Annotated in this window: 6 protein-coding genes; all 6 read left to right on the plus strand. The window is 73.6% G+C overall.

All coding sequences use genetic code 11. The features are described from left to right. Positions 1 to 195: 195 nt before the first annotated feature. The 6 genes from BIV57_RS24610 to BIV57_RS14750 all read left to right on the plus strand — a co-directional run bounded on the left by BIV57_RS24610 (position 196) and on the right by BIV57_RS14750 (position 10,331). On the plus strand, positions 196 to 4,575 hold the full coding sequence (locus BIV57_RS24610) for a hypothetical protein (protein ID WP_071657257.1): 4,380 nt from the start codon (positions 196 to 198) through the stop codon (positions 4,573 to 4,575). A gap of 80 nt (positions 4,576 to 4,655) precedes the next feature. Further along, positions 4,656 to 6,167, plus strand: a complete 1,512-nt coding sequence (locus tag BIV57_RS24615; RefSeq protein ID WP_071657258.1) for an extracellular solute-binding protein — start codon at positions 4,656 to 4,658, stop codon at positions 6,165 to 6,167. Next, positions 6,164 to 7,102, plus strand: a complete 939-nt coding sequence (locus tag BIV57_RS14735; protein WP_071657259.1) for a carbohydrate ABC transporter permease — start codon at positions 6,164 to 6,166, stop codon at positions 7,100 to 7,102. Before BIV57_RS24615 ends, BIV57_RS14735 begins: the two co-directional genes overlap by 4 nt. Before the next feature lies 1 nt (position 7,103). Then, a complete protein-coding gene (locus tag BIV57_RS14740) occupies positions 7,104 to 7,946 on the plus strand; it encodes a carbohydrate ABC transporter permease (protein WP_071657260.1) in 843 nt (280 codons plus the stop codon). Between the two features lie 42 nt (positions 7,947 to 7,988). Further along, a complete protein-coding gene (locus BIV57_RS14745) occupies positions 7,989 to 9,560 on the plus strand; it encodes an oxidoreductase (protein ID WP_071657261.1) in 1,572 nt (523 codons plus the stop codon). A 39-nt stretch (positions 9,561 to 9,599) separates the two neighbouring features. Then, a complete protein-coding gene (locus tag BIV57_RS14750; protein ID WP_071657262.1) occupies positions 9,600 to 10,331 on the plus strand; it encodes an LON peptidase substrate-binding domain-containing protein in 732 nt (243 codons plus the stop codon). Positions 10,332 to 10,625: the final 294 nt, after the last annotated feature.

A 10,625-nucleotide genomic window follows, 5' to 3' on the forward strand; every position in this document is an offset into this window, starting at 1 on the left:
GGACGCCGATGGTACGGACGCGCGCGGCCCGTGGGCAGGGGACGCACGTGTTGAATCGCTTCAAGAACGTTGTCGCACGGAGTCTTGCCGCCCTCTGCGGGGCCCGCTACCTTCGCCGCAGCGCGCAGTTAACACCGCTGAACGCTGTTCTTCACACCGATGATGTGAAAAGCGCATGGGAGGGTCCACGGCCCCATGACCACCGCACACCCCGATCTGCACCGCCGCTTCGCCGACCCGCAGCCCGCCTTCTCCCCCGTGCCCCTGTGGTGGTGGAGTGGCGCCTACGAGGACGGCGTGACGCCCGAGCGCCTCGGCCGCCAGCTGTCCGAGCTGGCCCGACAGGGCGTCAGAAACGCGGTGGTGATGAACCTCGCCCCCACCGGCCCGCTCTACGGCAGCCTCGCCGACCGCCCGCACTTCCTCACCGAGGAGTGGTGGGAGCTGTTCGACGGCGCCTGCGCCGCGGCCGAACCGCTGGGCGTCCGGCTGTGGTTCTACGACCAGATCGGCTTCTCCGGCGCCAACCTCCAGGGCCTGCTGGTCGCCGGCACCCCGGAGTGGGCCGGCCACTCGCTGGCCCGCGCCACCGTCGAGGCCACCGGCGCCGAGGTCGCCGCCGGCCGCGCCCGGCCCGCGCTGCCCGCCGAGGGCACCCCGGTCTGCCTCACCGCCGCCGAGCTGGACGCCCCGGGCGGCAATCCGGTCGGCGCCCCGGTCGGCGAGGACGGCTTCGCCGGGCTGGACGCCGACGCCCTGCACCGCGTCACCCTCGTCTACGAGGTCCGCGAGGGCTTCGACTACTTCTCCGCGGACGGCTGCGCCAAGCTCCTGGACACCGTGCACGGCGCGATCGAGCGGCGGCTCGGCAAGTGGTTCGGCTCGGTGATCGTCGGCTCCTTCCAGGACGAGCTGCCCTCCCTGCCGTCCTGGGGCGCCGGCTTCGCCGACGCCTTCCGGGAGCGCTGCGGCTACGACCCGCTCCCGCTGCTCCCCGCCCTGTGGGAGGGCGGCGCCGGCTGGGGCTCCGGCCCCGCCGCCGAACGGCTGCGCGGCGACTACCACCGGCTGCGCGCCGCGCTCGCCGAGGAGAGCTTCTTCCGCCCGCTGCACGACTGGCACGAGCGCCACGGCCTGCTCGTCGGCTTCGACCAGCAGGGCCCGGCCCGCTCCGGCGAACCGTCCGGCGCCGCCCAGCTGTACGGCGACTACCTGCGCACCCACCGCTGGTACAGCGCGCCCGGCACCGACCACCACGGCTCCACGAAGATCCACTCCTCGCTGGCGCACCACTACCGGCGGCCGCGCTCCTGGATCGAGGCGTTCCACTCCTCCGGATGGGGCGGCACACTGGAGGAGACCTTCGACTGGCTGCTGCCCTGGCTCGCCCGCGGCGCCAACCTCTACGACCCGCACGCGGTCTACTACGACGTCCGCGGCGGCTGGTACGAGTGGGCGCCGCCCTCCACCTGCTGGCGGCAGCCCTACTGGCGGCACTACCGGTACTTCGCCGACACCGTCTCCCGCCTCTGCGGGATCCTGACGGAGGGTCACCACGAGTGCTCCGTCGCCGTGCTCTACCCGTCGGCCACCGCCCAGGCCGGCACCCTGCTCACCACCGGCGAGGAAGGCGCCACCCCGCTCGCGCGGGCCGCGCACGCCGCCTACTTCGCGCTCATCGGCGACGAGGAGTGGCACCACGCGGTGCCGGGCGCGCTGCCGCGGCTCGGCGTCGACTTCGACGTCCTGGACGACGACAGCGCGGCGGGCGCCCGGGTGGTGGGGACCGGCGCGGCCGCCCGGCTTGCCACCGCGGAGGAGTCCTACCGCACGGTCCTGGTCCCCGGGTGCGCGGTGGTGGAGGGGGCCACCGCGCTGCGGCTGCTGCAGTTCGCCCAGGCGGGCGGGCGCGTGGTGCTGCTCGGCGCGCTGCCGGAGCGCTCCGCGGCGGGCCCCAAAAGGGCGCGGGCGCGCAGCGCCTCCGTGGAAGGGCGGTGGCGGGAGACGGGCGGGAACTTCGAGCAGGCCGGCGAGGCGGCGATCGAGCAGCTGCGCGCCCTGGTCGCCGACCCGGCGGCGGAGGGCGTGCGGCACCTGCCCTACGACCCGGACGACCCGGAGGCGGCGCCGCACCTCGACGAGGCGCTGGGCGCCCTGCTGGACGGCGCGGACCGCCCGGTGGACGCCCCCGTGCCGACGCTGGTGCGCCGGGTGGGACGGCGGCGGGTGGTCTTCGTCCCGGCGGCGGACGACGGGTCGGCAACGGCCCAGCCGATGGTGGACGGGCCGGTGCGGGCGGACGGGCACCAGTGGACGCACCAGAAGACCAACACCCGTCAGGTCAACTCCGTCGGCTACGACTTCGACCCGGCGCGGAACCGCGAGCGGATGACCGTGCGGCTGCCGGGGCACGCGGCGTCGGTCGAGCAGTGGGACCCGGTGACCGGCGGGACGCGCCCGGCGGTGACGCGCGCGGCGGACGGCTGGACGGAGGTCGACGTCGACTTCGCGTCGGCGCCCGCGGCGGTGCTGGTCGCCCTGGACGGCGGCCCGGACGCCGCGGCGGCGCCCGCAGGGCCGGCGGCGCCGGTGGCGGAGGCGGCGACGGAGACGCCTCTCGCGGACACCTGGACGACGCGGCTGCTGCCCACCGCCCTGGCATCTCCGTCAGGGACGGGGCGAACCGCGGAGGGCGAGGGTACGGAAGCGCGCCCCGGGGGTTCCGGCGGTTCTCCGGCCGACGGGCCGGCTGTGCTCGCTCGCGCAGTTCCCCGCGCCCCTGCGGGGCGAACCGCGCGAGCGACCCACGACGGCATGTCCGGGGACTGGGACTTCGCCACCCCGGACGAGCCCCCCTCCGACGCCGTCGTCGAGGCGTGGCGGATCGAGCAGGCAACCGCGGAGCAGGGCCCGTACCGGCGCGTGCTCACCGGGATCGGCACCCGCGCCTGGTGGTTCGGGCCCGCGGACCCCGCCGCGCTGCCGGACCCGCTGACGCCCGCGCAGACGTCCGCCCCGGGCCTCGCCGCCCGGCTCCGCGCGCCCGGCGCCAAGGCCGTCCGCTACGACCTGGCGCGCGGACTGGAGAAGGACCCCGTGCACCGCGGCACCCTCGGCCCCTCCGGCACCGTCCCGGAGGAGTTCTGGCACGTCGGCGGCGTCCGCGCCGGGCAGGCCGTCCATCTGCGGACCACGCTGCCCGCCGTCGCGGGCCCGGCGGGGCCGCTGCATCTGGCGGTCGGCGCCCCCGGCCGCAAGGACGTCTGGTGGAACGGGCGGAAGCTGCCCGAGGACCCCGGCGGCTACCTCCGCCTGGACCCCGTCGAGACCGCCCCCACCGGCGGGCGCAACGTCCTGGAGGTGCGCGTCACCGCCGAGCAGGCCGGCACGCTGCGCGGGCACTGGTGCCTCACCCGGGACGCCGGCGCCTTCCGCCGCCCCGAGTGGGTCACCCCGAGCACGCCGGTGCGCAGGGCCTCCGCCGTCCGCATCGCCACCGTCCTCCAGCTGGACGCCGAACCCGCCGCCGCCACCGTGCAGTTCGGCACCATCGGGCCGTGCGCGCTGCGCGTCAACGGCCACGAGGTGGGCCGGCAGGGCGCCTTCGACCCCTACCCGGAGCGCCCGCACCACCGCGTGGTGCCCTACGAGGTCGGCGACCGGCTGCACGCCGGCGCGAACACCGTCGAGGCGGTCTTCACCGACCCCGGCACCTTCCCCGTCGCCCTGCTGGTGGACGGCATCGTCCGGATGCCCGACGGCAGCACCGCGACGCTCGTCACCGACACCTCCTGGGAGGTCACCCGGGACGGCGCGGCCGAGCCGGCCGCGCTGCGCCGCGCCCAGCACGGCGACCCGCGGTTCTCGCACCTGACGGCCCGTCCGCACCCGCTGCCGCGGACCGCCTGGCTGGAGGCCCGCCCCGACCAGCAGACCGTGCTGGACCTGGAGCCGGACCCGTTCCCCGACCAGGAGCCGGCCGACCGCTGGTTCCGGATCGCCGTGCCGCCCGGCGCGCACGCCGCGGAGCTGCCCGAGCCGCTCGCCTCGCTCCCCGGGGTGCAGGCCTGGCTGGACGGCCGCGAACTCGCCGTCACCGCCGACGGCGTGGCGCTGCCGGACGCGGCGGAGCCCGGCCGGGTGCTGGTGCTGCGCGCCCGCTCCGCCGGGGACGGGCTGTGGTCCGGCCCCGCGCGGTTCCGCTGCGGCGCCGGGGCGATGGCCGCCGGGCCGTGGGCCGAGCACGGCCTCGGCTCCTTCGCGGGCGGGGTGCGCTACTCCCGGCGCATCGAGGCGCCGGCGGACGCCGGCCGGGTCGAGCTGGACCTGGGGCGGGTGCGCGGCACCGCCGAGGTGGCCGTCGACGGGCGCCCGGCCGGGGTGCGCGTCTGGTCGCCGTACCGGTTCGACCTCACCGGCCTGGTGGCGCCCGGCGGCAGCGAGCTGACCGTCACCGTCCTCGGCACGCTCGCGCCCTGGCTCGACGACGCGTCGCCCACCCCCTACGTCCTGCCGGGGCAGCGGACGGCCGGACTCCTCGGCCCCGTCCGCCTGCTGACCACCCGCCAGGCCTGAACAACCGAAGCAGCACCCGCACCACCTGCAAGGCACCGGAGCACCACAGTCACCTTCGGATACCTACGACAGGAGCGACAGTGACGTCGCCACACACGTTTCGGCAGGTCGACGACCGCGGCGGCGGGGGCGGCGCGCCCTCGCGGCGCCGCGCCCTCGGCCTGATGGGCGGCGCCGCCGCGGCCGCCTTCCTCAGCGGCTGCGCCGTGGTGAGCGTCCCCAACGGGGTCTCCACCGTCGGACTGAGCAAGGGCGCGGCCCCCGGCCGCAAGAAGAACATCGAGGTCTACAACAACCAGGGCGCGCCCACCGGGATGGGCGTCGTCGAGATGGCCAAGGCCTTCGAGGCCAGCCACCCCGACATCGGCGTGAAGGTCACCTACAGCCCCATCGTCACCCAGGACGTGCAGCCCAAGCTGCTCACCGCGATCGCCGGCGGGCAGCCGCCGGACGTGGGCATGGTCGGCCAGGAGTACGTGCCGATGTGGTCCCGGCTGGGCATGATGGAAGAGCTCACCCCGATGGTGCACGCCGCCGGGATCAAGGAGACGGACTACGCCGGGATCGCCGGGCCGCGCGCCTGGATCGACAACCGGGTGTGGGCGCTGCAGTGGGAGGGCGACCCCAACTTCCCGCTCTTTTGGAACAAGGACCTCTTCGAGAAGGCCGGGCTGGACCCGGACACCCCGCCGACCTTCGTCACCGACACCGGCAACGCCGCCGACAAGCAGAAGACCGTCGACTACTACGCGGGCAAGCTGCTCAAGCACACCGGCGGGCTGATCAGCCAGATCGCCATCGTGCCGTGGGACGTCTACGGCTTCGCCAACTCGATGTACACCTGGGGCTTCTCCTTCGGCGGCAAGTTCCTGAGCGCCGACGGGACGAAGCTGACGCCCGAGCACCCGCTGAACATCAAGGCGCTGCAGTGGATGACGGCCTACGCCAAGGCCGCCGGCGGGGTCGCCAAGCTGGCCACCACGCCGCCCGGACTGACGCTCCATCCGTTCGCCGGCGGGCACATCGGCATGGCCCCGCTGGTCGGCGCCAACTTCCAGGCGATCCGGACCGCGCAGCCCAAGATGCGGATCGGCGGCGGGCTGCTGCCCTACCAGCCGCCGGGGGCGTCCGCGGCCGGGCAGGGCGCCTGGTTGGGCGGCTGGTCGTTCTTCATCCCCAAGGGGGCCCGCGACCCGGAGGCGGCGTGGGAGTTCATCCGCTGGACGACGGCGACCAACGCCGGCGCCACCGCGGAGTACAAGAAGGTCGGCTACATCCCCGTCTACAGCAATTCGGACGGGCTGCGCGCGGCGCGCACCGACCCCAATATGGCGCCCTACTGGAAGACGCTGATGTCCCTGAAGAACCAGCGTCCGCTCACCCCCGGCACCTCGCTGCTCGCCAACTCCATGGAGAAGTACGTCTCCTCGGCGGTGTTCGGGCAGATGAGCGCCGAGGACGCGCTGCACACCGCCGGCAAGGAGGCCAACGACTTCTGGCAGGCCTTCAACAAGCAGGTCGGCACCCAGTTGACGCAGGCCAAGGCGATGGCCCTGCTCCGGCACGGCAATGGGCAGGTGAACTCGGCATGAGCGCGGCACAGGCATTCCTCAACCCGCGCCGCTGGTGGCGCTCCAAGACGCCGATGTACCGGCGGAACTACAAATGGGGCCTGGTCTTCGCCACTCCGGCGTTCATCGGGCTCGCCTGGTTCTTCGCCTATCCGGCGATCGCGTCCATCGTCTACAGCTTCAGCAACCGGACGATGACCGGCGCCAAGACCCAGTGGGTGGGCGGCACCAACTACTCGGGACTGTTCAAGGACAGCGAGTGGTGGTCCTCGCTCGGCAACACCTTCTACATCATGGTGCTCGCCGTGCCGATCGGGATCGTCGTCGCGGTGATCCTGGCGCTGCTGCTGAATCTGAAGGTCCGCGGGCAGTCGTTCTACCGCACCATCTTCTTCCTGCCGTCCATCCTGCCGGTGGTCGCCTCGGGCGTGGTGTGGCTGTATGTCTTCAACCCGCAGTACGGCGTGCTCAACAACGTGCTGAGCTGGTTCGGCATCAACGGACCCGGCTGGCTGCAGGACCCCAACTGGGCGAAGCCCGCGCTGGTCATCTTCAGCGTGTGGGGACTCGGCAACCTGATGGTCATCATGCTGGCCGGCCTCCAGGAGGTGCCGCAGGACCTCCAGGAGCAGGCCATGGTGGACGGCGCCAACTGGTGGCACCGCTTCTGGCACGTCACCGTGCCGTTCATCTCCCCGCACCTGATGTTCGCGCTCATCACCGGCGTCATCGCGGGATTCCAGTACTTCACCCCGGTGTACGTGCTCACCAACGGATCGGGCGACCCGGCGGGCGCCACGATGGTGAGCGGCGTGTACCTGTACCAGAACGCCTTCCAGAACTTCAAGGTCGGCTACGCGAGCGCCATGGCCTGGGTGCTGTTCATCATCATCGCCGTCTGCACGGCGCTGCTGTTCAAGCTCTTCGGCAAGCGCGTCTACTACGGAGGCGAATGAGATGCTGCAGTCCGTGCTGTGGCGGCGGCTGGTGGAGAAAATTGCCTCTCACGCCATCCTGCTCGCCTTCTCCTTCTGCTTCTTCATCCCGCTGCTGTGGATGGTGCTGGGCGCCTTCAAGACGCCGGCCGACCTCAACGCGACGCCCGTCAAATGGTTCACGCACGACATCACCTGGGACAACTTCTCGCAGGGCGTGCAGACCTTCCCGATGGGGCGCTACGTCCTCAACACCCTGATCATCGCGGTGCCGTCGATGATCGGGGCGGCGGTCTCCAGCTCCTTCATCGCCTACGGCCTGGCCCGCATCGACTGGCCGCTGCGCAAGCCGCTGTTCGTGGTGATCCTGGCGACGATGATGATCCCCTACTACGTCACCATGGTGCCGCTCTTCCAGATGTTCAAGGCGATCGGCTGGGTGGGCACCTTCCTGCCGCTCATCGCCCCGCACTTCTTCGGGGTGGCCTTCTACGTCTTCCTGCTGCGGCAGTTCTACATGGGCATCCCGCGGTCGCTGACGGACGCCGCGCGGGTGGACGGCGTCAGCGAGATCGGCATCTGGTGGCGGATCGTGCTGCCGCTGTCGCGGCCGGCGCTGGCGGCGGTGATGCTCTTCCAGTTCCTGATCAGCTGGAGCGACCTGCTGGGGCCGCTGCTCTACCTCTCCAACTCCAACCTCTACACGGTGTCCCTGGGCCTGACGTACTTCCGCGGCGAGTACGCCACCGCGTTCGGCCCGCTGATGGCGGTGAGCGCCATCCTGATCGTGCCGGTGGCCGTCGTCTTCTTCCTGGCCCAGCGCACCTTCATCCAGGGCATCACCCTCAGCGGCATCAAGGAGTGACAGCCCGTCAGCGCGGGGGCGGCAAAGGCTAGTCTGGCCTTCATGCCCGAGACCGGACCCGCCGAGGTCGCCCCCGAGGAGCTGGACCTCACCCCGACGGAGACCCGCCTCTGGGAGGCCTTCCGCCGGGGCCGGCGCCTCGATCTGCGCGAGGGCATCCCCGAGCGGGACAGCCCCGCCGGCCCCGCCGAGTGGGGCGCGGAGCGCACCGTCCGCGCCGAGGTGCTGGCCATGCTGCTGCTCACGCCTCCCCCGGCGGTGCGCGGCCGGGCCAGCGCCGTGCGGCTGACGGGGGCGCTGGTCACCGGCCGGCTCGACCTCGCCGGCGGGGACGTCCGCTGCTACGTGGAGTTCAACGACTGCCGGTTCGACGAGATGCTGCTGCTCGCCGAGACCCGGCTGGGCACGCTGCGGATGGTGCGCTGCACCGTGCCGCGGATCCACGCCTCCCGCCTCACCACCACCGGCGACGTCCACCTGCCTGGCTGCATCGTGCCCGGCGGCATCCGGATGACCGACGCCCGGATCGGCACCGACCTGCTGCTGGACCACATCCAGCTGGCCCCCAACCAGCGCGGCTACGCCTTCGAGGGCGACGGCCTCACCGTCGACCAGGACCTGCAGGCCGACAGCATCTCCGTCAGCGGCGAGCTCAGCCTGCGCAGCGCCCGGGTGGGCGGCAGCCTCTCGCTGCGCCGCAGCGCGCTCACCGGGCCGCGCCCGCCGGTGGAGTCGCAGGACCCGTTCGAGCGGTCCACGCCCTCGCCGGCCCGGTTCGCGCTCAACGCGCCGCGGCTGACGGTGGAGCACACCCTGCACCTCTCCCACGGGTTCGCCGCCGAGGGCGGGGTGCGGCTGGACGACGCGCGGTTCGGCAACGCGCTGCTGATCAGCGGGGCGACGTTCGCGCTGCGGCCCAACGAGGAGCTGTCGCTGCGCCGCATCCAGGCGCCCGACTTCACCTTCCTGCCCGCGCAGGCGCCCACCATGGGCAGCGTCCGGCTGACCCGGGCGCAGGTGGGCACGCTCACGGACGCGCCGTACGCCTGGCCGCGGCACGAGGGCGGGATGGGGCTGATCGGCTTCACCTACGAGCGGCTGCCCGGCCCGCCCCGGTTCCCGCTGCCGGACCGGCTGCGCTGGCTGGAGGCGGCGACGCCGGCCTACCGTCCGGAGCCCTACGAGCAGTTGGCGGCGGCGCTGCGGGCGGCCGGCGAGGACTCCCCGGCCCGCGAGGTGCTCCTCGCCAAGCAGCGCCGGCGGCGGGCGGTGCTGCCGCTGGTGCCGCGGATCTGGGGCTGGCTGCAGGACGCCACGGTGGCGTACGGGTACCAGCCGGGCAAGGCGGCGGCGTGGCTGGCGGTGCTGTGGGCGGTCGGCTCGGTGTACTTCTCCTCGCTGCCGCCGAGCCCGCTGAAGCCGGACGAGCATCCGCACTGGAACCCCGTCCTCTACACCCTCGACCTGCTGATGCCGATCGTGGACCTGGGGCAGTCGGGTTCGTGGAAACCCGTCGGGGCCTCGCAGTACGTGGCCGCGGTGCTGGTGCTGCTCGGGTGGACGCTGGCGACGACGGTGGCGGCCGGCGCCACGCGGGTGCTGAACCGGGGGTGAGGGCCGCGGGGGCGGGGGGCCGCACCGTAACCTTGCGGCGTGAGCTTGCGTCTGCCGCTGTTTCCGCTGAACACCGTCCTGTACCCGGGCCTGGTGCTGCCGCTCCGCGTCTTCGAGCGGCGCTACCGGAGGCTGGTCGAGGACCTGATGGACCTCTCCGCGGACACGCCGCGGCGCTTCGGGGTGGTGGCGCTGCGCGGAGGCCACGAGGTGGCGCCGAACGGTCCTGACGAGGCGGCGGACGAGTCGCCGACGGCGGGGTTCGGCACGCCCGGCAACCCGATGGCGTCGCTGTACGCGGTGGGGTGCGTGGCGGAGATCGCGTCGGTCCAGAAGGAGGACGAGGAGGTCGCGTACGAGCTGGTCACCTCGGGGACGGTGCGGTTCGCGCTGAACTCGGTGGACGCGTCCGGGGACTACCTGGTGGGCGAGGGCGAGGAGCTGCCCGAGGTGACGGGGTCGGGGGCGGCGGCGCTGGTGCCGGGGGTGGCGTCGGCGTTCCGGGAGTACCAGCGGCGGCTGGCGTCGGCGCGGGAGCGGACGGTGGCGCCGGGGCAGGAGCTGCCGGACGACCCCAAGGTGCTGTCGTACCTGGTGGCGGCGGCGACGGTGCTGGAGGTCCACGAGAAGCAGGCGCTGCTGGTCGCGGGCTCGGCGGCGGCGCGGCTGGAGGCCGAGCTGAGCCTCCTTCGGAGGGAGGCGGCGCTGGTGGCCGCGGTCCCGTCCCTCCCCGCGGTCGACCTCCCCGACCGCACGCTCCACCTCAACTGACGCCCGCCGCGAGGCCGCCGGCCGGCGGCGGCGGAGCGGTGGGATGTTGGGTCGGAAGCCGCCACCGGATGGACACGCCCGGCCCGGCGCCCAGGGGCGAGCAGGTTGCCGGGCCGAAGGCCGCCGGCGGCTGAACACGGGCGGTTGCGCTGCCGAACCGGCGGCGGCCGGACGCCCGCGCGGACGGAGCACCAGGACAGCATCCGACTACCCGACGGATACACGAGCGGGGCCCCGGGCCGAAGGCCGCCGGCGGCTGGACGCCGGGAGGGCGGGTGGGGCGCCGGGCTGCGG

It is taken from the genome of Mangrovactinospora gilvigrisea, from assembly GCF_001879105.1.
Taxonomy (GTDB): domain Bacteria; phylum Actinomycetota; class Actinomycetes; order Streptomycetales; family Streptomycetaceae; genus Mangrovactinospora; species Mangrovactinospora gilvigrisea.

What these genes read in the sequence shown, in the direction of transcription:
- BIV57_RS14745 (WP_071657261.1), top strand. Translation starts at nt 7,989, where the DNA reads ATGCCCGAGACCGGACCCGCCGAGGTCGCCCCCGAGGAGCTGGACCTC.
- BIV57_RS14740 (WP_071657260.1), top strand. Translation starts at nt 7,104, where the DNA reads ATGCTGCAGTCCGTGCTGTGGCGGCGGCTGGTGGAGAAAATTGCCTCT.
- BIV57_RS24610 (WP_071657257.1), top strand. Translation starts at nt 196, where the DNA reads ATGACCACCGCACACCCCGATCTGCACCGCCGCTTCGCCGACCCGCAG.
- BIV57_RS14735 (WP_071657259.1), top strand. Translation starts at nt 6,164, where the DNA reads ATGAGCGCGGCACAGGCATTCCTCAACCCGCGCCGCTGGTGGCGCTCC.